Annotated in this window: 20 protein-coding genes; 13 read left to right on the top strand and 7 right to left on the bottom strand. The window is 62.0% G+C overall.

Going from position 1 to position 25,395, the window contains the following annotated elements; translation table 11 throughout:
* Positions 1 to 43: 43 nt before the first annotated feature.
* The gene (locus GWK63_RS04855) at positions 44 to 1,201 is read right to left on the bottom strand and encodes a DegT/DnrJ/EryC1/StrS family aminotransferase (RefSeq protein WP_223846635.1); all 1,158 of its coding nucleotides are present in this window, start codon (positions 1,199 to 1,201) and stop codon (positions 44 to 46) included.
* Between the two features lie 345 nt (positions 1,202 to 1,546).
* Between GWK63_RS04855 and GWK63_RS04860 the strand changes: the two genes are divergently transcribed.
* Positions 1,547 to 2,434, top strand: coding sequence for a hypothetical protein (locus GWK63_RS04860; protein WP_223846636.1), 888 nt, complete (start codon positions 1,547 to 1,549; stop codon positions 2,432 to 2,434).
* Between the two features lie 139 nt (positions 2,435 to 2,573).
* On the opposite strand, the gene rfbD is transcribed toward GWK63_RS04860, so the two are convergent.
* Genes rfbD through GWK63_RS04885 form a run of 5 tightly spaced genes read right to left on the bottom strand, consistent with a single transcriptional unit; the run spans position 2,574 to position 7,660 of the window.
* Positions 2,574 to 3,458, bottom strand: a complete 885-nt coding sequence (gene rfbD, locus GWK63_RS04865; RefSeq protein WP_007399977.1) for a dTDP-4-dehydrorhamnose reductase — start codon at positions 3,456 to 3,458, stop codon at positions 2,574 to 2,576.
* Between the two features lie 47 nt (positions 3,459 to 3,505).
* Positions 3,506 to 4,075 (bottom strand): dTDP-4-dehydrorhamnose 3,5-epimerase, encoded by a 570-nt coding sequence (rfbC, locus tag GWK63_RS04870; RefSeq protein ID WP_007399978.1) that lies wholly within the window; start codon positions 4,073 to 4,075, stop codon positions 3,506 to 3,508.
* A 45-nt stretch (positions 4,076 to 4,120) separates the two neighbouring features.
* On the bottom strand, positions 4,121 to 5,143 hold the full coding sequence (locus tag GWK63_RS04875; protein ID WP_007399979.1) for a glycoside hydrolase family 5 protein: 1,023 nt from the start codon (positions 5,141 to 5,143) through the stop codon (positions 4,121 to 4,123).
* A complete protein-coding gene (locus GWK63_RS04880) occupies positions 5,140 to 6,495 on the bottom strand; it encodes a hypothetical protein (RefSeq protein WP_034932332.1) in 1,356 nt (451 codons plus the stop codon). Before GWK63_RS04880 ends, GWK63_RS04875 begins: the two co-directional genes overlap by 4 nt.
* On the bottom strand, positions 6,479 to 7,660 hold the full coding sequence (locus GWK63_RS04885) for an acyltransferase family protein (RefSeq protein ID WP_039999793.1): 1,182 nt from the start codon (positions 7,658 to 7,660) through the stop codon (positions 6,479 to 6,481). The genes GWK63_RS04880 and GWK63_RS04885 overlap by 17 nt, the downstream gene beginning before the upstream one ends.
* Before the next feature lie 315 nt (positions 7,661 to 7,975).
* Between GWK63_RS04885 and GWK63_RS04890 the strand changes: the two genes are divergently transcribed.
* Genes GWK63_RS04890 through GWK63_RS04905 form a run of 4 tightly spaced genes read left to right on the top strand, consistent with a single transcriptional unit; the run spans position 7,976 to position 12,438 of the window.
* On the top strand, positions 7,976 to 9,085 hold the full coding sequence (locus GWK63_RS04890) for a GumK N-terminal domain-containing glycosyltransferase (RefSeq protein WP_034932328.1): 1,110 nt from the start codon (positions 7,976 to 7,978) through the stop codon (positions 9,083 to 9,085).
* Positions 9,086 to 9,128: 43 nt separating this feature from the next.
* Entirely contained in the window at positions 9,129 to 10,274 is a 1,146-nt protein-coding gene (locus GWK63_RS04895) for a glycosyltransferase (RefSeq protein ID WP_007399983.1), read from the top strand.
* A 2-nt stretch (positions 10,275 to 10,276) separates the two neighbouring features.
* Positions 10,277 to 11,476 carry a glycosyltransferase gene (locus tag GWK63_RS04900; protein ID WP_223846637.1) on the top strand — a complete coding sequence of 400 codons (1,200 nt, stop codon included), beginning with the start codon at positions 10,277 to 10,279 and terminating at the stop codon, positions 11,474 to 11,476.
* Positions 11,473 to 12,438: a glycosyltransferase family 2 protein gene (locus GWK63_RS04905; protein ID WP_039999794.1), complete on the top strand. Its 966-nt coding sequence runs from the start codon at positions 11,473 to 11,475 to the stop codon at positions 12,436 to 12,438. Before GWK63_RS04900 ends, GWK63_RS04905 begins: the two co-directional genes overlap by 4 nt.
* A gap of 196 nt (positions 12,439 to 12,634) precedes the next feature.
* Here GWK63_RS04905 and GWK63_RS04910 read toward each other — a convergent pair whose 3' ends face one another.
* Positions 12,635 to 13,966, bottom strand: coding sequence for a UDP-glucose dehydrogenase family protein (locus tag GWK63_RS04910; protein WP_007399986.1), 1,332 nt, complete (start codon positions 13,964 to 13,966; stop codon positions 12,635 to 12,637).
* Positions 13,967 to 14,281: 315 nt separating this feature from the next.
* Here GWK63_RS04910 and GWK63_RS04915 point away from each other — a divergent pair, with 315 nt between their 5' ends.
* The 8 genes from GWK63_RS04915 to GWK63_RS04950 all read left to right on the top strand — a co-directional run bounded on the left by GWK63_RS04915 (position 14,282) and on the right by GWK63_RS04950 (position 25,366).
* The gene (locus tag GWK63_RS04915) at positions 14,282 to 15,760 is read left to right on the top strand and encodes a mannose-1-phosphate guanylyltransferase/mannose-6-phosphate isomerase (protein WP_034932322.1); all 1,479 of its coding nucleotides are present in this window, start codon (positions 14,282 to 14,284) and stop codon (positions 15,758 to 15,760) included.
* A gap of 355 nt (positions 15,761 to 16,115) precedes the next feature.
* Complete coding sequence (locus tag GWK63_RS04920) at positions 16,116 to 17,615, top strand: exopolysaccharide biosynthesis polyprenyl glycosylphosphotransferase (protein ID WP_223846638.1); 1,500 nt, start codon at positions 16,116 to 16,118, stop codon at positions 17,613 to 17,615.
* A 38-nt stretch (positions 17,616 to 17,653) separates the two neighbouring features.
* On the top strand, positions 17,654 to 18,469 hold the full coding sequence (locus GWK63_RS04925) for a WecB/TagA/CpsF family glycosyltransferase (protein WP_172459704.1): 816 nt from the start codon (positions 17,654 to 17,656) through the stop codon (positions 18,467 to 18,469).
* Between the two features lie 41 nt (positions 18,470 to 18,510).
* Positions 18,511 to 20,685, top strand: coding sequence for a GumC family protein (locus GWK63_RS04930; RefSeq protein WP_034932316.1), 2,175 nt, complete (start codon positions 18,511 to 18,513; stop codon positions 20,683 to 20,685).
* Between the two features lie 18 nt (positions 20,686 to 20,703).
* A complete protein-coding gene (locus tag GWK63_RS04935) occupies positions 20,704 to 21,855 on the top strand; it encodes a glycosyltransferase family 4 protein (protein WP_007399993.1) in 1,152 nt (383 codons plus the stop codon).
* Positions 21,855 to 23,333 carry a flippase gene (locus GWK63_RS04940; RefSeq protein WP_007399994.1) on the top strand — a complete coding sequence of 493 codons (1,479 nt, stop codon included), beginning with the start codon at positions 21,855 to 21,857 and terminating at the stop codon, positions 23,331 to 23,333. Before GWK63_RS04935 ends, GWK63_RS04940 begins: the two co-directional genes overlap by 1 nt.
* An 8-nt stretch (positions 23,334 to 23,341) precedes the next feature.
* Positions 23,342 to 24,715, top strand: a complete 1,374-nt coding sequence (locus GWK63_RS04945; RefSeq protein ID WP_099963188.1) for an outer membrane beta-barrel protein — start codon at positions 23,342 to 23,344, stop codon at positions 24,713 to 24,715.
* Between the two features lie 96 nt (positions 24,716 to 24,811).
* Positions 24,812 to 25,366, top strand: a complete 555-nt coding sequence (locus GWK63_RS04950) for a polysaccharide biosynthesis/export family protein (protein WP_034932314.1) — start codon at positions 24,812 to 24,814, stop codon at positions 25,364 to 25,366.
* Positions 25,367 to 25,395: the final 29 nt, after the last annotated feature.

The raw sequence follows: 25,395 nt of genomic DNA on the forward strand, positions 1-25,395 counted from the left end.
CGTATATATCCGTTTTCCGCAGGGTTGGGGGAGCGGGGGGCTTCTACATATCGTAGGCGGCGCAGGCATCCAGGAATTCCCGGCATACGTACTGCACCATCTCCGGTGTCATTTCATGCCACAGGGGGAGTGACACGATGGAAGCGGACAGGGCGCGTGTCGCGCCCAGATCGCCTGCCTGGCTGTGGATGGAGAAATAGCTCTGCTCGTGCAGGTGGGGGGAGAAGTAGGTGGATGTCCCGATCCGCCTGTTTTTCATGCGTTCAAGTATGGCGCCGCGATGGGGAACAAGATGGGCGGGCAGGCGTACGGGCAGGAACTGGTAGGATGTACGCGTACCGCGCTGGTGCTGGAATTCAAGGCCGTGCAGCAGTTCATAGTAAAGCTGCTCTATCTGTACTTTCTTTCTGATCACGCCATCCAGATGGTCCAGTCCCGACAGCGCAAGCAGGGCCCCGATTTCCGGCAGTTTGGAATTGAGTCCCGGCATGGTGGCGTGGCGGATCTGCCCGAAACCGAAATTACCCATCGCGCGCAGGGCTTCGATCATGTCGGGGTTGTTCGCGTATATGAAGCCGCCTTCGCCAATGCCCATTGTTTTTGTTGCATGCAGGGAACAGACAATGGCGTGTGGGGACCCGCTTCCAAACCCCCGGCCCTGCGCGTCATGCGCGCCAAGGGAGGCCGCTGCATCAATGACGACAGGCACCCCCGTCGTCTTTTCCAGTTCCGTGTAATGCGCGATATCGATGGCATTGCCAAATGTCGCGTAAGGAAAGACGGCAGCCACCTGCCCATCATATTTGCGTAGCAGGTCATCTTCCGACTGGTGTGATGCCATCCAGTCCAGTGGATCAATATCACAGAACAGTGGTGTAAAACCGGCCCATAATACGGCATGGGCAGCCGCGGCAAAAGTAAAGGATGGCATGATGACGTAACGTGCCCGGGCCGGATCAGTATGCCGGGTGGCATATTTCAGCGCCATCATAAGGCCGATCGTGGCATTGCATACCGTGACACACCGGCCCACCCCGCCAAACATCTGTTCAACCAGACGTGTTTCGAACTTCTGGTTGATCGGGCCGTAATTGGTGTAGATGCCGGATGCTTCCATTGCGATGATGCCATCGGACAACTGGCTTATCTTCGGAATATTGGAACGAATGAACGATATTTCCGGATACGACATTTCTGTCATCTTTATATTCCGCTTCCTGAAATCCGATGGCCACATCTGTCCGCAGGTGCAGAAAAACCGCGTGTCCGTGCAGCCAATACTAAACTCGAACGGTCAGTACAAGTTCACCGGAAATATAAATATATTATTTACCACACGTTTATGTGACATGTGTAACATGGAGAAGTATACAATTTTTGAAAAAACACCGTTAAATTCATGCATGATTGAAAATTATAAAATCGGCATGTCTATAGGACATATTCATGTTGAAGAAAGTGTAAAATATTCATCTTCTCCTTTACATATGAATCGACCCGATCCTGTGGAGTGCCGGACGTGATCACAGCCAGAAAATGCGCGGTTGTGCTGAAGACATATGCATGGGACAGTTTTGTCCACCGACAGCTCAGGCGGTTGCAGTCCACCTTCCCCGATACGGATATTTTTGTATCCGTTGACGAAACGAACGGATTTGTCGGTACCGTTGCGCATGACCGCGTACTGCGTACCTGTAATGCGGACATGGTGGCCATGGGATTTGCCAACCGTTTTGAAAAGGGCAGCCTGATCTGGTGGAATGCCGATTATACCCATTACCAGGTACATGACCGCATTCCGGATTATGATTATTACCTGTTTGTGGAATATGATGCCTGTATTACGGGTGATGGCCAATGCCTGCTGGCGGCCATGATGGCCGATGGCGCCGATTTTGTGGCCCATCCCATTTCATCAGGGCCACGATGGTACTGGGCGCGCTTTCATGCCGGGGTCTATCCCGCCGGGCGGTTGCGTGCATCCCTTAACTGTATTTCGTTTTTTTCAGCCCGGGCGCTGTCCCATCTGGCGGGCAGGCGGCTTGCCATGTCGGCAGATAATGGCGCAGGGATCGCATTCTGGCCGCTGGGGGAAGCCTTTGTGGCATCGGAGGTGGCCGCGGCGGGCCTGAGCTTCGTGCCGCTGGCGCGTTATGGCGATGTTACGCGCTATAACTGGTTCCCGCCCGTGCTGGAAACGGATCTGGTCGCCCCGCCAGTCGGGCCTGCCTTCATTCATCCGGTACTGGATCGTAAACGTTATATTGCCAGCCTGCTGCGGCATACCCATTTTGTCCGGCATTATTTCATGCCGCGTAGCGCATTGCGTCGGGAACTTGCGCGTTTCTCCGGTGAGGTCTCGCGCAGTCAACTGTACCGCGCCGCAGCCCGCCGTGCCGGGGAGCGCCTGCGACTGGCGTGGGGTGGTGTATGAGTGTTCATGTGGAACCCATCGGTAACGGATGGGCAGGATGCTCCGGGTGTCGCCTTTTCCAAAAAAAGGCGACGGTCCCTGAAGCGGCCTGAAAGCAGCCCCACCAACACTTGCCTGATGGCTGGCGCAGGGGAGGGATTCAGGGCTGCTGGCGTGCCATCAGTTCCCCCACAACCCGTTCCACTTCCGGCCGCCAGGGGCCGGGCGCGCAGTCAAAGACCTGTTTCAGCCGCGTGCAGTCAAGCCGCGCATCATGCGGGCGGTGGGCGGGGGTGGGCCAGTCCGCCGTGGTAATGGGTTCAATCACGGACTCAGGATTGCCGTGCCGTGCCGCCGCCTTTATTGCGGCACAGGCCAGTTCGTACCAACTGGCGCTGCCCTCGCCCGCCGCATGGTAAATGCCGGCGTATTCCGGCCGCCATCCCGTATCGCGGATGCGGGCAATGATGTGCATGATCACATCCGCCAGCGCGTCCGCACTGGTCGGGTTGCCGATCTGGTCACCGACCACGCGCAGTTCGGGGCGCCTGGCTGCGGCCTCGATCATGGTGCGTACGAAGTTGCGGTTATAGGGGGAATAGACCCATGCCGTGCGCAGGATGATACTGTCGGGGCATGCTGCCAGTACCGCCTGCTCGCCAGCCGCCTTCGTGCTGCCATAGACCGAGCGCGGGTCCACCGGGTCGGACTCCACATAGGGGCTGCCCTTGTCACCGCTGAATACGTAATCCGTCGAGATATGGATGAACCGGCTTCCCATCTCCCGACATCGTGCCGCCATGCGGGCGGGACCCGTGTGGTTGGCGCGGTCGGCCTCCTCCATATGGGATTCCGCCGCGTCCACTGCCGTCCAGGCTGCGGCATTGACCACAATCGCGGGCCGGTGTGCCCGCAGCACGGTATCGATCGTATCGGGGCGGTCAAAGTCAAGATCCGGGCGGCCCACCCGTATTACATCCGCATGCGCGGCCAGCGCGCAGGCAAGCTGGCCACTGCCGCCGGTTACCAGAATGGATGACTGCATCTCGATATGTTTTCTTCTTCAATGACAGGAAAAGGGAACCTGCACGCTCATGCGTCGGCTGTGTGGGTAAACCAGTCATCCACGCTGGAAAAAGCCAGTGCCTGGGCATCCTTGGCGGATACGATCGCCTCCCCTGCGGCGACCGGCCAGTCGATTGCAAGCAGCGGGTCGTCCCAGCGGACGGAACGTTCACATTCACGGTTCCAGAAATCGGTGCATTTGTACTGCACTTCCGCATTGTCCGTCAGCGTGCAGAACCCGTGCAGGAAGCCTGCGGGAATCCAGAGCTGCGCCCCGTTTTCTGCCGAGAGGGTTTCCCCCACCCATTGCCCGAATGTGGGGGAGCCTGCGCGTATGTCCACCCCCACGTCCCATATGCTGCCCCGTGTGCAGCGCACCAGCTTGCCCTGCGCATGTGGGGGCAACTGGCAGTGCAGGCCGCGCACGACCCCGCGCTGGCGCGAAAGGCTGTGATTGTCCTGTACGAAGGGTTCGGTAATGCCGATTTCCTTCAGGCGGGCGGCATTATAGGTTTCCGTGAAATAGCCACGGTCATCTTCGAAACGGGGCGGGGTCAGCAACACCAGACCTTTGATGTTGAACGTTTTTATATCCATGCGTGGGGTTCCTGTGTCCCTGTTGAGAATACCATGATCTGAAATTCAGCGGCTTTTGCCAAGGAAGGGCCGGATGGCCTGCATCTGGGGCCGGTCGGCGCCATGGTCGGGCTCCAGCGTGAACATGTAGTTGCCCCACAATGGACCCGCCGCCCAGTAGGTCCAGCCGGACCATACATCGGCATTTTCCCGCATATGGGAGAGAAGGGGCGCTAGCAGGGCCACACATTCGGGCTGGCGGCTGACCCCGAATTCCCCCAGGAAGCCATGGGCCCTGTGGGCACGCAGCCAGTCGGTAAAGGACTGGAGCCGGGCAACCGCCTGATCGCGTGAGATACAGGCAGGCTTTGTGCCTGACGCATCGGTGTCAAAATACTCGTGCACTTCATAAACCAGATTATGGGCCGGATCCGTAAGCGTGCCAAGGCTTGGCCCGTTAAGCGACGCAAAGGACTGCGCCCCGTCCCAGCCAATGCCGGGCACAAGGATGGTATTGTGGCTTCCTGTCTTGCGTATCGCGTCGATCGCGGCCTGCACGCTGTTCTTCCAGGCCTGGGCTGAATGCTGCTGGGGTTCGTTCATCAGTCCGAACAGCACATGGCTATCCGTGCCGAATGCCTGGGCCAGCCGTGACCACAGATCGGCAAAGGCCGCATCCGGCACGGCGGTGGAACCGACTTCCTGCCCCCGGTAACGGCCATAATCGTGAATGTCGAGTACCGTGCTGGCCCCCCTGTCCCGCGCGTAGCTGACGAACTGGCGCACGCGCCGCAGTTCCCCTTCATCCAGCGGGCCATTCAGGCTGGGTTGCAGGCGCTCCCACAGCACCGACAGGCGGAATATGTTCATGCCCGCCTGGGTAAAATAGTCCACTTCGCTGGGCTTTGGGTAGATATAGTCGTACCCGTACCGCCCCGGCAGCCTGGAGGATGAATAGGCCGCTCCTGCCAGGTTCACGCCCCGCCAGGTCTGGGCCATGGCGGGATGGAGGGTGGGCAGCACAAGTGCCGCCACCCCCACGCAGCCCGCAAGCCAGTGACCGATGCGGTCGGGAAAAGGTCGTTTCATGCACCATGCTCCGGTGAGGGGGAGAAGCGGTTGAAGCGAAAATATTTCAGGCGTGCCGTCGTGGCCGCGGGCGCGTCCGCCGGGGTTACGACACTGTTTGTGGTGCCATACAGGAACCACAGCAGTGCCGCCGTCTTGATGGTGAAGACCGAGGCCCCGATGCACAGCGATGTGGCGAAATAGAGCGAAATCATCGCCTTCATCGACACGGCGGATTCCGTGCGCGCCGGATGCATGGCGAACAGCGCCAGCAGGAACAGCGTCAGCGGCAGGCCCAGATTGTTGATGATGTAGGCATAGCCGGTATCGGCCGTATAGACCTGTGACGGGGCCATGGCGAACCATTGCGGCAGGTACCAGTAATCCAGCAGCCGCCCCGAAAACAGCAGCCGTCCCGAGAAATTATCCCCGATGATGGAAGGCAGGATGCCCGGCATTTCATGATTGGCGCCCTGCAGCATCAGCCCCATCATGACCGCGACCGGCATGGCAAAGACCACGAAGCGCGAGCGGTAGAGCGGCGTCATGCGCAGCCCGATCATGGCCATGGCACAGCCCGAGGCGAAGCGGGAATCCGCCAGCACGAAGCACAGCGCGGACAGGAAGAACAGGAACGCATGGCGCAGGCGAGAGCCAAGGCTGGTGCTCAGGCACCATGCAAAGCCTATGGCCGAGAAGTTGCCCAGTGAATCCGGCTCCAGGAACAGGGAGGACACGCGGTGCGAGCCGAATATGGACTGGAAGAAGGTACGCGACGCCGCCGCCCCCCGGTTGCCGCTGATGAACAGGTTGGTATTGCTGTAATTGACGGTGCTGGTGCTGATCACGCCCTTGTTGACGTAATAGGTCCAGACATCGAACACCATGCCGAACAGGTTGGTGAACAGCAGCTCGAAAAATCCGATGAACAGGATCATCGCCATGAGCACCCACATGGTCCGTTCCCCCGAGCGCAGGGTGGAGCGCGTGCCCAGCTGGTAGAACAGGTAGGCGATGGCAAGGTCATGCAGGATTTTCAGGTCAAGCCGGGGATTGATGAGTTTTGCCCCGATCTCGAAACACAGCATGACCGCCGTGATCCGCACCACGGCGGGGGATATGGTATTGCGGACCTCGATAAAGGCCAGGAAGATTATGGCCAGTTCGCACAGGGCGATTTCGGAACTGTGGACCGTGATGACATGTCGCGTGTTGATGAAGCACAGGGCAAGGTTGAACACCGCCCCCGCCACCACCAGCCATGAGACGCCATCCGCCCGTGACAGCGCTGGCGCGCGGGTGGCGGGACGGGCAGCGGCGCGCGCGGGCGCGGCCGCGAATGCAAGGAATGGGGTGTCAGACGCGAGAGACATGCGTATCCGCCCCCTGTCCTGAAGCAATGGGGGCGGGGCTGGCCGCCGCCGGGCTGAGTATGCTCCGGCCCAGGCGGCGCCCCATATTATGCAGCGGCAGTTCCAGCACCGTATAGGTCAGCGCCGCCAGCGCCGTGGTCAGGACAGCCGTCACCATTCCCAGCCCGAACTGCGCAGGCGTGGGATGGGAGAGAATGGCAGGCGTGCCCAGGACGTGGCCAGCCAGGCTGAACACGATCAGCATGACCGGCAGGTGCAGAAGGTAGATGCCATACGAGAGTTCACCCACCGCGATGACCGGCTTGCTGAGCAGGAAGCGGTACTGCCGTCCCGATGCATACAGGTCGCGGATCACGACAAAGGCGGCTGCCGTCTCGATCATGTCGGCAATGCGTTCGGGCAGGGCGAATGGCGCAAGGGCGTAACGGTCATATAAAAGTACGCCGACCGCCAGCAGCGCATAAAGTCCGTGCCGGCGGGGCAGGGTGGCGGGAAGAAGCGGGATCAGCGCCCCCAGCCCGAAGGACAGGGCAAAGACCGTTCCCACCTCATGCGGCAGGGGCAGCAGGGCAATGGCGGCCAGCACCACCAGTGTCACGACGCGCAGCCGGGGCGTGCGGACCAGCACGAACAGCAGCGGAAACACCACGGAATACATCAGTTCGACACGCAGCGACCACATCGGGCCGTTATAGCGGGTGAACAGGCCCGTGACTGAGGCAACGGTATTGCGGATGGAAACCGGTGTCTGCAGGTTGCGTGACAGCCAGCCCACAAATACGCCATCGCCCGCCCAGCCGCGCGCAATGACCATGCTGGCAATGGCAAGGATGATGGAAAACCACAGCAGCGGGTAGATGCGGAAGATGCGCTTTACATAAAAACTGCCAATAATGCGTCCGGTCATATGTGTATATTTTCGTAACGACAGCGACAGCACGCATCCGCTCAATACAAAGAACAGGACAACGGCCGCTTCCGCATTGAAGGCATAGGTCACGAGATCATGCATCATGGCCTGTGGCGCCGGGCGCCGGGGCTGGCTGTAACGAAACACCTGTATGGCATGGCCAAACAGCACGATCAGGCAGGCGACACCGCGCAGGGATGTCAGCTGGTGCAGATAATTCCGTTCCGTTCCCGACGTTTCTGTCACGGATGGCATTATTCGGTTTCCCCCGGCGCAAGATATGGCGTGGTTGAGGCGAAGACAGTGTTTATGCAATGGCCGGCAGAGCCTAACAGAATATAAATGTGGAAAACACGTAAAATATGCTCACACAGTTCTTTGTCTCGACGCCACCATCAGGGCACGAACTTGTCATCATGCTGCCTTAATCCGGGGGTCGATTCAGGCGTTCCACAGGGTCGGGGGTGTCGTGGCCCTGGATGAACCACGCAGTCGCGGCTGAACCGCATGCCGCTGCCCCGTCATGCCCGCATGCGTGCGGGATGGCGCAAGACAGGAGTCTCCTTTTCCATGACACGGTCCCTGTTTATTTCCGTTCATGATTTCCGCAGTCTCCGTAAGGCAAGTATCCATTTTATCGCGGCGGAAATGGCGCGCAGGGGGCCGGTCGCGTTCCTGTCCATAGGGCTGAGTGCCCTTTCGCTGCGGCGCGGTGACACGCGCGCGAACCTGGTGGAACGCGCCAACCGGGTGGAAGTGGTTGACGGGGTCGAATGTTATCTGTGGCGCATGCCCTGGCACCCGTTCAACCTGCGCCGGGCGGCGCTGGCCCCGGTGGAACGGGGGCTGTTCTGGCTTTACCGGCGGATGCTGCCCGCCATCGCGCGCAGGTGGATACGGCGTGCGGATACCGTTTTTATTGAATCCGGCATGGCACCAATATTTATTGCCGATGTCAGGAAACTTAATCCGGATGCGCGTATTATTTACCTGATGTCCGATGATCTGGAGGTCGTAGGCTGTGCGGATACGATCAAGAAGGATTTCGTGCGCAATTTCGACATGATCGATACGGTTCGCATGCCCTCGCGCTACCTGCTGGAGCGCCTGCCGCATGCCCGTTCGGCCGTTTTCGCGCCACACGGCATTGACCGCAGCATCGCCGATGCAACATATCCCGATCCCTACCGGCCGGGGCGCATCAGCTGTGTCTCGATCGGTTCGATGCTGTTTGACAGGACATTCTTCCAGCTTGCGGCGCAGCTGCGCCCCGATATCGATTTTCACATCATTGGCGCGGGGCACGCCGCCGACGGGCTGGACGCGCCCAACATCATCATCCATCCCGAAATGGCGTTCGAGCGCACGCTGGCCTATCTGCAGCATGCCAGTTTTGGCGTGGCCCCGTATCGTGACGCCAATACGCCGCGCTACCTGCTGGATACGTCGCTCAAGCTGCGCCAGTTCGCACTGTTCGGCATTCCTGCCGTCTGCCCGGATTTCGCGCTGAATGAGACCGCGGGGCGCTTTGGCTACCGGCCGGGCGATGCGCGGTCCATCGGGCAGGCGATCGGGGATGCCCTGCGGTTTTCCGACCCGATAGAACTCGAGGCCCATAGCTGGCCCGAGATCGTGCAGCGCATCCTTACGCCGCAGGACTATCCCGACACGCATGTATGACCGCAGGACTGGCCTGCGCCGAGTAGAGGAAAGAGCGATGGACATGAGTGAGGCAGGTAAGGGCGGGTCCGGCATTTCGGTTGTCATGGCAACCTATAATGGCGCGGCCCATATCCGCGAGCAGCTTGACAGCCTGGCCGCGCAGACGTGCCTGCCCGCTGAACTGATCATAACCGATGACGGATCAACCGACGCGACACTGGATATTGCGGCGGATTTCGCGCGTAACGCGCCCTTTCCCGTCCGGATTTACCGCAATCCCGAACGGCTGGGTTACAAGGGCAACTTCATGCGGGCCGTCGGGCTTGCATCGGGGGACCTGATTTCGTTCTGTGATCAGGATGATTTCTGGAAACCCGACAATCTGGCAAAGGTCCGGCGTGCCTTCGCGGATGATTCCGACGTGATGATGGTCTTTCACAACGCGCGTCTGGTTGATGCGCGGCGCAATGACATCTCCACCTTCTACGCCACTGCGCCCATGCCCGCCATTGCCCGCCCGCTGACACTACAGCCCTGGAGCTTTTCATACGGCTTCATGCAGACTTTCCGCAGCGTGCTCAAGCCTGCGGCGGCGCTGTGGCCACGCATGCGCGACCATTACAATCCGGGCAAGGAGATGGGGCATGACCTGTATTTCTTCCTTGTCGCATCCGGCCTTGGCAGCATTGCCTACCTGGACGAGGAACTGGCCGAATATCGCATACATGGCGGCAATACGGTCGGTTCGGGCAAGCGCACCAGCCCCACCTTCATCGACCGCTGGCGCTACCGTCTGGAAGACCGGGCCGATACCTACCGCTATCTTGCCCGCATGACCGTGCAGGACAGCAACCTTTTCGCCGACCTGGCGCAGGATGCGGCGCTGCCGGAGGAACTGCGCACGCGCGCACGCGCGGCAGCGGCGGCATGGCGGTCGCTGGAACCTCTCTACAGCGCGCGGGCGGAGGTCTGCTCCGCCAGCCTGCCGCGCCGGATCGCGGCCTTTGCCCGCCTGGTGCGCGCAGGCGGCTATAGTGAACGCTCGTTCTGGACGTTTGGCCCCCGGGCCATGAAAAAGGATGCGGTGCTGGGCGTGCTGCTTGCCCCGGTCGTACGGCGTTTTGGCCGTGAATCCTCGCGCACGGACCGGGCATGCCACCGGGGCAGCGCCTCCACCATGGCCAGCCCGCAGGCCGTGGCGGCATGACCGTGGCAGTGTCCCCGGGGGATGGCGCCCTGGCATCCGGCCCGTCCCGGCCCTGTGTTGCCATCTACCGGACCCAGATCCTGCCCATTTCGGAAACCTTCGTGCGCGACCAGGCCTGTGCATTGCGGCGCTGGCGGCCGGTGCTGACCGGTGAGCGCACGATCGGGCAGCTTCCGCTTGATGGCATGGCGGTGCGTGCGCTGCATGACGGGCCGCCAACCCTGCTGCAGCGCCTGATCGGCATGGGTTCGCGCTATCTTGACCGCCCGGTGCCCGGCATGCTGCGGCTGATGCGTGATGTCGCGCCCGCCCTGGTGCACGCCCATTTCGGTTTTGACGGGGTGGAGGCATGGCCGGTGGCGCGCGCGCTTGGCGTGCCACTGCTGGTTACGCTGCATGGTTCCGACATCACAACCCACATGCACTGGTTTGCCTCTGGCGGCGGCGGGCGGCGGTGGCGGGCCTATCCGCGCAGGCTTGAACGGCTTGCGGCCGAACGCCGGGTCAGTTTTGTTGCCGTCTCCCACAGTATCCGCGAGGCCGCCATCCGCGCGGGGCTTCCCCCGCAGCGCATCCATGTCTGCCCCATCGGGATTGATGTGCAGCGCTTCCGGCATACGGGCAGGCCCGTGGCCGAACGGGAGCCGGTCATCCTGTTCGCGGGCCGGCTGGTGGAAAAGAAGGGCTGCCGTTATCTGATCGAGGCCTTCCGTACCGTGCGCGCGCAGATGCCGCAGGCACGTCTGGTCATTGCGGGGGATGGCCCCGAGCGTAGCGCACTGTCCGCCATGGCGGCGGATATGGAAGGGATCACCTTCCACGGCCGCTATTCGGCAGCCCAGATGCAGCCCCTGCTGCAGGAAGCGCGCGTGTTCTGCCTGCCCAGCGTCACGGCGCGCAATGGGGATGCGGAAGGCATGGGGCTTGTGCTGCTGGAAGCGCAGGCCAGTGGCGTGCCGGTCGTGACATCCGCGCGCGGGGGCGCGACCGAAGGCATCCTGAATGGTGAAACCGGCTTTGCCTTTGCCGAAGGGGATGTGGCGGCCCTCAGTGCCCATCTGCTGGCCATCCTGCGCGACGACGGTCTTGCCGTACGCCTGTCCGCAGCCGGCCCCCCGTTTGTGGCGCAACAGCATGACCTGTCACGCTGGGCCGGAAAACTGGAAGACATCTACGACAGCATGACAGGACGCCCATCATGAACACGCCCATGTCCGTCAGCCTTATCATTACCACCTACAATGCCCAGGCCTTCATCATGCGGGCCATCGGTTCGGCCCTGGAACAGACAAGGCCGCCACTGGAAATAATCGTGGTGGATGACTGCTCCACGGATGGCACGCCCGAGATACTGCGCAGGCTGGAGCACGGGCATGACAGTATCCGGCTGCTTTCCACCCCCCGCAACGGTGGCCCGTCGCTTGCACGCAATGTGGGGCTGGATGCGGCAAAGGGGGACTGGGTCGCCTTTCTGGACGCGGATGACGCCTTTGCACCCGACCGGCTGGATGTGATCATGGCGCGCGCGGCACAGGGCGACTGTGATGGCGTTGCCGATGACCTGGCCTATTACGACGCGGCTGCGGGTCAGGTCACGGGCCGGGCAATGGGCGCGGGCAGGGTGCCGCAGGCACCGGTCAGCCTGCGCGACTATGTTGGCCATAACCTGTCGGGCGGGGAAGGGTTCGACTGGGGGCTGCTCAAGCCGGTTTTCCGTCGGGAATTCCTGCGTGAGCAGGCCATACGTTACGATCCCCTGGTACGCCATGGGGAGGACTTTCTGCTTATGGTCTCCTTCCTGCTGGCAGGGGGGCGGTTCTGCCTGACGGACCACGCGAGCTATCTCTATACCCAGCGCCAGGGAAGCGTGAGCGGGCGGGCATCGGGCATGTCACGCACCACCATCGCCTATCGGGACATGCATGATACCGCGCTGGCGCTGGCGCGTGATCCGCGGATCTGCGATGACCCGGTGCTGGTTGACCTGCTGCACCGGCGCGCCGCAGGGCTGCAGCGGCTGGATGATTCCCATTTCGTATCCGTGGCCCTGCGTGCGGGCGCGGTGGGGGCGATCGTGCGGCGGATCATAAGGCGGCCTGCCTTCCTGCCCGCCATGATCCGTCAGGTGGCGATGGCGCTCAGGCGCAGGCTCTGTCACTCTTGATCCATCTGGTGGGCGAGATTTCCGCCTGGTGTGATCCGCCCGATCCGGAATGCTGAAGCTTGTTCCAAAAAGCATCAGGGAACGCCGCCTTTTCTGGGAAAGGCGGCGTTCATAAGATTCGTGTTTGTCAATGTGGTTTTGAAGCAGTTCCCGGGCGGTCCGGGCCATGCTGCCATGGCCCGGGTTGCCCGTGTAATCAGGACGCGGCCCGCACGTCGGGCCGGCCAAGCGAGATATAGTCAAATCCCGCTTCCCTGATGGCCTGCGGGTCCCAGATGTTCCGCAGGTCCGCGATCTTGCGGCCCTTCATCTGCTTCTTGAGTTTTTCAGGGGCAAAGGCACGGAATTCGTTCCATTCCGTAAGGACGACCAGAATATCCGCGCCCTCCATCGCATCCATCGCATCCTTGCAGTAAGTAACCGCCTTGGGCAGTACCGGGCGGGCGGTCTGCATGCCGGCGGGGTCGAATGCACGGATATGCGCGCCGCCCCTGTCCAGCTGGTCCAGGATCACGATGGACGCCGCCTCGCGCATGTCATCGGTCTCGGGCTTGAAGGTCAGCCCCAGCACGCCAATCGTAAGGCCGCGCACATCGCCACCGGCAAAGGCGATAATGCGCTCGCCCATGGCCTTCATGCGCGCTTCATTGACCGAGACGGTGGTTTCGATCAGCCGCACGGGAGAGCCCGCATTGCGCCCGATGGCCGTAAGGGCGCGTGTATCCTTGGGGAAGCACGACCCGCCAAAGCCGGGGCTTGGGTGCAGGAATTTCTTGCCAATGCGTCCATCCAGCCCGATGGAGCGGGCAACATCGTTCACATCCGCGCCCACCTTTTCACACAGGTCCGAGATTTCATTGATGAAGGTGATCTTCATCGCCAGGAACGAGTTGGCGGCGTATTTGATCAGTTCCGCCGTTTCCAGCCCGGTAAAGACGATCGGCCGCTCCAGCAGGTAAAGCGGGCGGTAGAGCTTGCGCAGGATGTCCTGCGCGCGCTGGGTGCCGCCGGGCTTGTCCTGATCCGTGCCAATCACCACGCGGTCGGGCTTCATGAAGTCCACGATGGCGTTGCCTTCGCGCAGGAATTCAGGATTCGAGGCCACGTCGAAATCAAGGTCCGGCCGCGTTTCCCGCACGATCCGCGCAATCTCGCGCCCGGTGCCCACGGGGACCGTCGATTTTGTTACAATAACGGTATAGCCTTCCGCTACGCGGGCAATCTGCTCGACCGCCGCATAGACGTAACTTGTATCGGCCTGCCCGTCGCCCCGGCGCGAAGGGGTGCCGACCGCCACGAACACGGCATCCGCCCCCTTTACGGCGGCGGCCATGTCATCGCCAAAGGTCAGGCGGCCTGCCTCCACGTTTTCCGCCACAAGGCGGTCAAGGCCGGGTTCATAAATCGGTATGCGCCCTTCCCGCAGGGCGGCCAGCCGGTCCGGGTTGGTTTCAACAATGGCAACATCCGTGCCGAATTCAGCAAAGCACGTACCGGAGACCAACCCGACGTAGCCCCCACCGATCATAGCAATTCGCACCTGGACCTCCCTGATTATGTCCCGCGCCCTATTATCCCTAACAGGCGCGAACCCAAAGCTTTCAAAGCAGTTTGAATGAAACCCACAGTAATGACGGGTGCATGTTCCGTAACGCGGAATGTGTCATGCAAAAGCTACACAAGGGCATGAACACGACGAAAATATGTTTGCGCACCACATTCTTGACAAAAAAAATAGGCCTAAGTTCCTCCCCGACAGGAATGGCTGGCACGAAAGATGCCGTTCCGTGGCCATGGCCGCGGATACGCATATCATGAAACCTGCACGACGGAGTTGCGATCCATGACTTTTATGACAGTAACGGATGTACACATTCCCCCCGCGCAGGCCAGCGGGCGCACCATCACGCCCGTCATCCTGTCGGGTGGGACGGGCACGCGCCTGTGGCCTGTCTCGCGTGCCAGCCACCCCAAGCAGTTCTGGGCGCTGACATCGGAGCGCACCATGATAGGCGAGACGCTGCGGCGCGCGACGGGGGAAAACTTTGCCCCCCCGATCGTGGTCTGCAACAACGAGCACCGCTTCCTCGTGGCTGAAAGCCTGCGTGAAAGTGGCTGCGAGGACGGGCGCATCATCCTTGAACCCGCCGCGCGCAACACGGCTGCGGCCATTGCCGCCGCCGCCCTGCTGGCGGCACGCGAGGACCCTGACACCCTGTTGTGGATCATGGCGGCCGATGCGTCCTTCCGCCACCCCGAACGCCTGGCGGCGGCACTGGAAAAAGGGGCGCAGGCCGCGCGTGAGAATTATATCGTGACATTCGGCATCCGGCCCGACGCGCCGGAAACCGGCTATGGCTACATACGGACCGGTGCGCCGCTGCATCCGGATGGTGGCGTTATGGATGCGCACCGGGTGGCCTGTTTTGTTGAAAAACCGGACCGGCTGCGGGCTACCGAAATGCTCAAGGATGGGGGCTATCTGTGGAATGCCGGCATGTTCATGGCCCCGGCCTCGCTTCTGCTGGCGGAACTGGCGCGGCATGAACCCGCTGTGCTGGAATGCGTGCGCGCGGCGCTGGCCCATAGCCAGAGCGACCTGACCTTCCGCCGTCTTGATGCGGCGGCATTCCTGCGCTGCCCCAGCGTCAGCATTGACTATGCGGTGATGGAGCGTACCGACCGGGCCGTCGTCATACCGGCGGATCTGGGCTGGAGCCATGTCAGCAACTGGAATTCGCTGTGGGAACTGGGTGACAAGGATGCGCGGGGCAATGTGGTGGCGGGCGATGTGGTGCTGGAACAGTCCCATAACTGCTACGTGCGCAGCGAGGGCATGCTGACCGTGGTGGCGGGGCTGACGGATGTGGCGCTGGTTGTCACATCCGATGCGGTGCTGGCCATCCATCGTGACTACGCGCAGGATGTATCGGCGCTGGTCGCTCAGCTCAAGGCCAGCCGCAGGCCGGAGGCCGATATTCACAACCGCTGTTACCGGCCCTGGGGTTTTTACGAAGGGCTGATCCAGGGCGAGCGTTTCCAGGTCAAGCGGATCGTGGTGTATCCGGGGCAGAAACTTTCGTTGCAGAAACATTTCCATCGCGCGGAACACTGGGTTGTTGTCAGCGGTACCGCAGTGGTGACGCGCGACGATGAAAAACTTCTGTTGCAGGAAAACGAAAGTGTCTATCTGCCGTTAGGGTGTATGCACCGGCTGGAAAACCCCGGCCGTATTCCCCTGACCCTGATCGAAGTGCAGTCCGGGCCTTATCTGGGGGAAGACGATATCGTCCGTTTCGAGGACACGTACGGCCGGCAGTAGGGCAGGGGCCCCCATGGGTTCGCATGGACCTGTGGGGAAGTGGTGAGCGTGGAAAAGAAGATGGCGGAGGGTCGTGCGGGCTTACTCGTTACGTAATAATAACGGTTTGCCGGATTGGTTAATTTTTTATGAAAATGAAGGGATGGGGGGACTTATGTTACTGTATTGTGTGCATGACATATTTTGGCCCCAAAACAGGCAGAGTATTGCCAGATCGGGCCGGGTAGTACCGAGTCTGGAATAATAACAATAAAACGGGGGTTTTTTCGCACTCGATTGTGCAGTGCGGAAAATGACGGGCAAGGCCTTAATCCGGCGTCAGGTCGTATTCCGCGTCGACAGGAGATGTTTCAAGATGAGCGAGGCACTCAGGCAGTTGAAGAACGGCGAACCCGACCTGTCGCTATCCACGATGGGTGAAAGCAGGCTCAGGCTCCCGCATCTGGGGCGCCGGGCTGATGACGGCAGCTTTTCCTACCGTCACCCCGTCCTGCCGCAGATCGTGATCCTGTCGGATGCGCTGTGTGTCTGCCTTGCCGTCATGGCGTGCATTGCCTGGCAGCGTCTTTATGACATGCCTGAACTGTCCGGGGCGCTCCTGCTGGCCAACATCATGGCGGCAGGGGCGTTTTTTCTGTTCCCCCGCAATGTCCCGCTGCTTGACATTCCCGATGTGACGCGGCTCTCCGCCCAGCTGCGTTACCTGCTGCCGCCCGTGCTGTTCGGCGCGATGGTTTTCTGTGGTGTCCTGCTCATGCTGTCCTGGCCCATGGGGGTCACGCTGCGCCGTGCGTCGGAATGGCTGGTGTTCGTGGCGCTCATGCTGGCGGCGGAACGCATCGTGGGGACCTACCTGCTGCATACCGATGCGGTGGCGCACCGCCTGGCGCGCCGGGTCGCCATTATCGGTTCCGGCCCTGCGGCACTCCGCATGGCCGCGCGCATCAATGCCGGCATGCAGCGTTCCTTCCGTCTGGTCGGCCTGTTTGATGACCGGGGCGGGAAGGTGGATGGCACGGTAGAGGAACTGGTCGTGCGGGCGCGTGAGGAGGGGATTGATGCGGTCATCATGAACTTCTCCCCCGAGGAGGGCGGCCAGCAGCATGTCATGGAGGAACTGTGGCGCCTGCGCGGCATGCTGGCGGATGTCTATGTCGTGCCAACCCTGATGACGGAAGACTGCCATGGCTGGCCGGTTGAACGGTTCGGGCCGTTCTCGCTTACCGTGCTGCAGCGCCGGCCGCTGAGTGAATGGGACATGCTGGAAAAGCGCGCCTTCGACCTTACGGCAAGCGTGCTGCTGCTGCTGGCGCTTTCCCCCGTTCTGGTGCTGGTGGCGCTGGCGATCAAGCTGGACTCCCGCGGGCCGGTCCTGTTCTGCCAGCCGCGTCTGGGATACAACAATCTTTACTTCGATGTATTCAAGTTCCGTTCGATGTATACGGACATGGCCGATCGTGACGCGGCCCGCCAGACATCGCGTACCGACCCGCGGGTGACGCGCGTGGGCAGATGGATACGGCGCCTGAGCATTGATGAACTGCCCCAGTTGTTCAACGTGCTGCGTGGCGATATGTCGCTTGTCGGCCCGCGCCCGCACGCGCCACAGACCCGTGCCGGCGGCCAGCTCCTGCATGAGGCGATGGAAGAATACGTTGCGCGCCATCGCGTGCAGCCCGGCATTACCGGCTGGGCGCAGATCAACGGATCGCGTGGCGAACTGGTCACGCGCGATGACCTGCGCCGCCGTGTCGTGCTGGATCTTGAATACATACGCGCCTGGTCGATCTGGCTGGACATCAAGATCATTTTCCTGACCGTGAAGCGCGAGATCTTTAGCCGCAATGCATTCTGAACTCCCAATTTCACCCGATGATGAACGGTGTATTCAAAATGAACGCAAATACTGAAATCATGGTGGATGACACGGTTGTCGATGTCATGGGCCTGCCCCTGCGCGACATATCACGCGAGGACATCATCGAACGCGTCGTCACCGCTGTCCGGGCACGCCAGAAGCTGGTCATCGTCAATGCCAATGCGCATATGGCCGTGGTATCACAACGCCAGACTTGGCTGCGTACCCTGTTCCGCCGGGCCGATATCGCGTTCTGTGACGGGGCGGGGGTGCAGCTTGCCGGCATGGTGCTGACGGGCCGCCACCTGCCGCGCACCACGCCGCCGGAATGGATCGGGCCGGTGCTGTCGCAACTGGGGGCGGAGGCCTCGGTGTTCTGGATTGGCGGAAAGCCCGGCGTGGTGGAAAAGGCGGCCCGCGCGTTTTCCGCGCGTTATGGCGTGCGCACGGCGGGCACCCAGCATGGTTTCTTTGACCAGATGCCCGGCTCGCCTGAGGCCACGCAGCTGCTGGCGCGCCTGCATGAAACCCGGCCCGACATCATCCTGCTGACCATGGGCATGCCACGTCAGGAAAGCTGGCTGCGCGACAACATGGACCATATCCCCTCCGGTGTGATGCTGACGGCGGGCGCGCTGGTCGATCATGCGGCAGGCCATGTACACCGCCCGCCGCGATGGGTGGCGAACATGGGGCTGGAATGGCTGGTGCGGCTGGTGCGTGAACCGCGCAGGCTGTGGCGGCGTTACCTGCTGGGGCTGCCGGTATTCGGTTTTTACGTGCTGCTGTATCTGCAGCGCAGGATGCGCGCCACGCCTGCATCCTCCATCTCGCGGAAACTTGCCGGGTAATCAGCATGAATTATGTTTCCTTACAGGGACGGGCCACTTCAATGTCATGGACAGCACAGGACGTGGGTCTCGTCATCCGCCAGACGGTGCGGGCCTTTCTGCGGCACCGGCTGCTTTTCGTGCTGACGGTGCTTGGCGTGCTGGTCGCGGGGGGGGCAGTCATGATGACGCTCAAGCCGCGCTATACCGCCACCGCCACGGTGGTGGTGTCCGGTCGTGCGCAGCAGGACCCGCTGGCCCCCAATGGCCAGCAGCAGAACCAGGCCCCGCCGGATGACTCGCTGGTCCAGACCGAGGCGGCGATGATCCATTCACGCGACGTGGCTGCCGCCGTGCTGGCCCAGCTGCCGCCCCCGGCTGCCGCCCCCCATGTCGGGCTGCGTGACAGGCTGTGCCATATGGGGCTTGGCTTCCTGTGCCACGCTGCACAGCCGGTGGACCCCGCGGTGCAGCGCGCGCGGGACGAGGATGCCTTCCTTAACAACCTGACCATCACCCCCGAGGCCCATACCCAGATCCTCGACATCAACGTGGTGGATGGTGATGCCGCGCGTGCCGCCGCCCTGGCCGATGCGGTGGTGACGAACTACCAGCGCCTGGCCCTTGCGCGCCAGACGGCGGACATCAACCGCGTGGCCGCATGGCTGGACAGCCGCACCGCGGAACTGCGCCAGCGCTGGATGGATGCGGTGGAAAAGGCCAATGCCTTCGATACCGCCCATGGCCTGACCAATACCAGTGAGGGCAGTACCTCAAGCCCGCTGATCGAACGCCAGATTGCCGATACGGCCGCCAATCTCAGCCAGGCACAGGGCCGGCTTGCCGCAGCCCAGGCACGGGCGGACGCGCTGCGCGACGCCGCATCGCGCGGGGATGCGCGGGCGGCGGTCGCCCTGTCGCAGGAACCGATCCTTGTCAGCACCGCCAATGCGCTCATGCAGTTGCAGAGCACGCGGCAGGAGGAAGCGGCAACCTATGGCCCGCAGCACCCGCGCCTGCGCGCGCTGGACCAGCAGATTGCGGTCACGCGCGCAAGCCTTGCGGCCGAGACGCAGGCGGCGCTGAACTCCATTCGTGAAGACCAGATTTCCGCCAGGGCGGAAGTGGACCGCCTGAACGAGAACCTTGACCTGCTGCGCCAGAAGGCAGGCGGGCAGAGCGCGCCCCAGGCCGAATACCGCACACTGGACCAGGAAGCGCAGAGCGCGCGCACGGTATACGAAACCTTCCTTGAACATGCCAAGGAAGTGGTCGATCGCGCGGCCCTGCTGCAGCCGCCCATCTCCCTTGTCTCGCACGCTTCGGCTCCCGATGTGCCCAGCTTCCCCAACCGCAGGAAGATCGGCATGGGCCTTGTTGCCGTGGCCCTTGCGGCGGGTGCCGGCATCGTGCTGCTGCGGGATTACTTCACCGCGGGCTTTACCGAGATCGAGCGCCTGCGCGCCGCCGTGCCGCTGCCTCTTATGGCCGTGATACCCAAGGTGCGTGCCCGCACCGAGCAGGGCGTACGCCGGCATGTGCTCGACCATCCCTATTCCCGTGCCACGGAAGCGGTGCGCAGCCTGGTCATGCAACTGTCCATGCGGGTGCATGACGGGGGGCAGCCGCTCTGCCTTGCCATTACCTCCGCCGGGCCGGAGGAAGGCAAGAGCACGCTGGCGCTGTGGATGGCGACCATCGCCCGCCGGGGTGGACAGAAGGTGCTGGTGATTGATGCGGACCACCGGCGCGGCATGCTGGACCAGTACCTGACCGATGTGACGACGGGCCGCCCGTCGCTGGGCATGAGCGATCTTGTGACCACGGGCGCGCGGGTGGAGGAGGTGATCCGTACCGACCCCGATACCGGTTTTGACTACATTCCCGCCGGCCGCACGATGGAGCACGCCTTCAGCCCCGTCGAGATCCGCCGCCTGCGCGCCATGCTGGTGGAACTGAAGCGGACATATGAACTGATCATCATCGACTGTCCGCCGCTGCTGGGGCTGAGCGATGCGCTGGTGCATGCCAACATGGCCGATCAGGTGATCTTTGTCTGCCGCTGGAAGAGCACGGCGCAGCGTGCCGTCATGGCCTGTCTTGAACGCCTGGAGGCCAGTGGCGCGCCACTGGCGGGCGTGGTCGCCACCATGGTGGAGGACAACGCCATGGATGTGATGGGTTATAGCTACGGCAACCGGGATATCAAGATCCTGAGCCGCTTTGACGAGAAATGAACGAAGGGGGATGAAACATTGAAAGTCCTGCATATTTGCCGTCAGTTCAGTCCCTCTGTTGGCGGGTTGGAAGATTCACTGCTCAACCTGGCGCGCAGCCAGCGCCAGAAGCTGGGCGTGGATGCGCAGGTGCTGACACTCGACAGTGTTTTCGGCCGTCCCGGAAAGCTGCCGCACCGCGACGTGGTTGATGGCATACCCGTCACCCGCATTCCGTGGCGTGGTTCGACACGCTACCCCTTTGCACCGGATGTATTGCGCCACATCCGCGGGTTTGACCTGCTGCATGTGCATGCAATCGACTTCTTCTTCGATTTTCTTGCCTGGACCTGGCCGCTGCATCGCAGGACCATGATCGCGTCAACCCATGGCGGCTTTTTCCATACCGGCGCACTGCGGCGGGTAAAGGAAGTCTGGTTCCGCACCATCACCCCCGTCTCGGTCCATGCCTATTCGCGCATCGTTGCGTGCAGTTACAGCGATGCCGACATGTTCGCCACGGTTGCGAAAGGACGGCTGCAGACAATCGAGAACGGGATCAACCAGACCCGCTTCCGCGATGCCGCATCGCGCACGCCCAACCGCACCATCCTCGCATTCGGGCGGTTTGCGGTGCACAAGCGGCTGGGGCTTCTGTTTGAACTGGTCGCGCGCCTGCGCCGTGACAATCCGCAATGGAAGCTGATCGTGGCGGGACAGGATTCCAACCTGACCGCCGATGACCTGCGCCAGCAGGCCCGTGCCTGCGGGATCGGGGACAGCATGCGCATCGTGCCCGGCCCGAGCGATGCGGCATTGCGGGACCTGATGGCGGAGGCCAGTTTCTTTGGCTGTCTTTCCGCGCATGAAGGCTTTGGCCTTGCGGCGGTCGAGGCCATGTCGGCCGGGCTTGTGCCCATCCTGAGCACCATCACCCCGTTTGTCCGGCTCATGCAGCAGGGGGCGGCGGGGGTGATGATCGACCCGGACAACCTTGCCCCCGGCGCGCGGGATGTGGAAGCCCTGGCCGCCTCCCTGCCCGAAACGGGGGAGGCCCTGCGGGCACGCAACATCGATGTGGCCAGCCGGTATGACTGGAACAGCGTGGCCCAGGAATATGTGCGTGTGTACCAGCAGGTCCTTGGCCATTCCCGGCCCCGGTCCGCCATGCTGACGGCAGGGGCGGAGTAATGGCACAGAGCAAATTTTCCACCAATTTCCTTTTCAACGTTTTCGGTTCCATTTTCCCCATTGTCGTCTCGCTGGGTACGGTGCCCTTCTACCTGCGCCTGATCGGCACGGACCGGTACGGTATCGTGGCGATATCGTGGATCCTGCTGGGGTATCTGGGGTTCCTGGATTTCGGGCTGTCGCGCGCCTCGGCCAATGCGCTGGCGCAGCTGGGGCATGCCACGTCGCGCGAGCGCTCGCCGGTGCTGATGACGGCATTCTACAGCAATCTTGGCCTTGGCGCGCTGGGGGGGCTGATCCTGTACCCCATCGGGGATATGGTGCTGCTGCATTTTGTCCGCATCCCGCCCGACCTTATGGCCGAAACGCGTCATGCCTATCCGTGGATGGCGGTCATGCTGCCGCTGGGCATGATCAATGGCGTGGCCACGGGGGCCATGGAATCGCGGGAGCGTTTCCTGCTCTCCAACATGCTCAATTCCAGTACCACCATGGCGGGGCAGATCATTCCGCTGATCTGCATCCATTTCCTGGGGCCGCAACTTACGGTTGTCCTGCCCTCCATCGTCCTGTCCCGGCTGGGCATGATCATGCTGTCCTACTGCGTGGTCATGGCGCTGGAATGGCCGATCCGCCCGCTGGACTTTGACGTGACATGGCTCAAGCGCCTGCTGGGCTACGGGTCGTGGGTCAGTATTTCCAGCCTGATCAACCCGCTGCTGGATACCTCCAACCAGCTTATCATCGGTGCGACGCTGGGGGTGACATCGGTGGGGCAGTACACGGTGCCCATGAACCTGGCCATGCGCTCGCAGGTGGTGGCTACCGCACTTGCCCGCACGCTGTTCCCCCGCCTGTCGCGCGCTGACCGGGGGGAGGCGGTTGACCTGACCCGCCGGGCCACGGCCTCGCTCACCTACGGGTTTGGCATGATCTGCGCGCCGGGTGTGCTGTTTTCGGGCGCATTCCTGCATATGTGGGTGGGCGGCAGCTTTGCCGAGGTCTCCCGCCCGGTTGCCGAGATCCTGATGTTCGGCGCCTGGACCAACGGCATTGCCTTCCTGCCCTACGGGCTGCTGCAGGGGCAGGGGCGGCCCCATATCACGGCCAAGGTGTCCATGGTGGAGATCCTGCCCTTCTTCTGCGTGCTGTGGCTGTTCATAAAATGGTGGGGGCTGCCGGGGGCCGCCGCGGCCTGGACGTTACGGGTCACGATTAATTTAATTGCCCTTTATCTCCTGTCGGATTGCCTTTCCAGGCAGACTTGGCGGCTTGTGCCGGGAATGATAGTCATGACAGGGGCATTGATTGTGAGTCTGCTGGTTCCCATGAACCTTGTGGTTTCCGCCTGTGCGGCCACGGTAGCGGGACTTGCCATGGCTTTTGCTGCATACCGGTTGGACCCGGGTTTGCGTGATGTCGTGCACCGGTTTGTCCAGCGCGCGGGGGGCAATCCCCGTCTTACGATCACAGGTTAGGATGCGGTATGAAGGTCAGGCGGTTGCGGTGCAACGCCACGGTGGGGCGTTGCCTGTCGTGGGGGCCCGTCAGTGTGATGGTTCTGGGGATCGGGCTGCATGCGGGCAAGGCGCATGCACAGCTGATCCAGCAGCTTTTTCCTTCCGATGTGCCGGGTTATGCCACGGACATGACCGGCTCGGTCGTGACGCGGCAGATGATGGGCCAGCAGGGCGACGGGATCGGTCTGGGCAGCTGGCTGCTGCGGCCCACCGCATCGGAAAACGTGGGCTACAACACCAATACGCTGGGTATTCCCGGTTCGGGCAGCCCGGCGGTGCAGACATCGGCGAATGTCAGCGCCAGCTCGCGCTGGCGCAGGCACGCGCTGGGCGCGTCCGTGGGGATGGATGACCATCGCTACCCCACGCAGTCCATCGCCAGCTACACCAACTGGCATGGCAGCATCGGGGGTACGCTCAACCTGGGGCATGACACGCTCAGTGCCGCTTTTTCCCATTATCAGTATCATCTTTCCGCGACCAATCTGGGCGTGTACGGCGTGGTCTATCCCGTGCCCTATCAGGTCAATGACGGGCGGCTGACCTATACCAAGGTGTTCGGGCGCTTCAGCCTGATCCCGGCCTTTGATTATCAGGATTTCTCGTTCGGGACGGCACCGGGGCCGATCTCCATTGATTACGGCACCATCAGCCACAAGGTGGAAACCGGCTCACTGACCTCGCGCTTCGCGTTCTCGCCGGGGAATTCGGCGGTTGTGGTTTTCCGGGGTTCCGCCGCGCAGTATGATGCGGCCCTCCAGGCCTCGACCAACAACTATGCCGACGGGGCAGGTTTTGCCGGGGTGGATTTCCGCAGCGGACAGGTCTGGCAGTACCGGCTGCTGGTGGGGGGTGAGACGCGCAGCTTTGCCAACGGCTACAGCCCGTCCGTCAGCACGCCCACGTTCGAGGTCAACGTATCATGGATGCCGCGCAGGATCGACACGGTCAACCTGACGGCCGGCCGCCACCTGAGCGACCCCGAAACCCCCTTTGCCCGTAACCAGGTGATTACCGACGTGCGCCTGCAATGGGACCATGAACTGCGCCATAACGTGTTCCTGCGCGCCTATGGCGAGTTTGGCGAGAGTGATTCCCAGTCCAGCACGCAGGTGTCCGGCACGACCTCCACCACACTGGCGGGCAGCCGGCTGCAGAAGCAGATCCATTTTGGCGGATCGGTTTTCTGGAACATCGACCGCCATATTCGCGCCTCCCTGACCTATAACTATGTCAATAACGCCACATCGGGCGGAAACGTGAATTATCTGAACATCCCCGGACGTCTTTCGACGTTTACGAGCAATACGGTACTATTGGGCTTTTCCTTCTCCGGTTAGGGAGAGCCCCGGCGGGGCATCGGAACGGGAGAAGTCGCATTCAATGATTTGGGAGTGGCCATGTTTGCAATGATACGGAATACGTGTCGGCCTGGAATGACGCAGGCAATCGCCGCTACAGCCCTGCTGGCACTGGGGTCATGTGCATCGGCACGGGAACAGTCCTTTGCATCGGTTGATGCGCGCGCCTACCATCTTGGCCCCGGCGACCAGGTGCGTGTCATTACTTATAACGATCCGCAGTTGAGCAATACCTTTACTGTAAGTGACAACGGCAACATCGACTTCCCGCTGCTGGGCGTGGTGCCCGCGGCAGGGGCCGCGCCACGGGACCTGGCGCGGCGCATCTCCTCCAGCCTGGAAAGCAGGGGCATCCTGTTCCAGCCCAGCGTTTCGGTGGAGGTGGCGCAGTACCGTCCCATCTACATCCTGGGGGAAGTCAACCATCCCGGGCAGTATCCCTACCAGCCGGGCATGACCATGCTGACGGCGGTAGCCCTGGCGGGCGGGTTTACCTACCGCGCCATAACCGGCCATGCGACCGATGTGCGCCACGAGGACCTGAATACCGCGCCGCATGAAGGCCGCATTACACGCGCGACCGAACTGCTGCCCGGCGATGTCGTAACGATTGACGAAAGATTTTTCTAGAACCCGAACCCATATGCATAAGGGGATAA

It is taken from the genome of Komagataeibacter rhaeticus, from assembly GCF_011611525.1.
Taxonomy (GTDB): Bacteria; Pseudomonadota; Alphaproteobacteria; order Acetobacterales; family Acetobacteraceae; genus Komagataeibacter; species Komagataeibacter rhaeticus.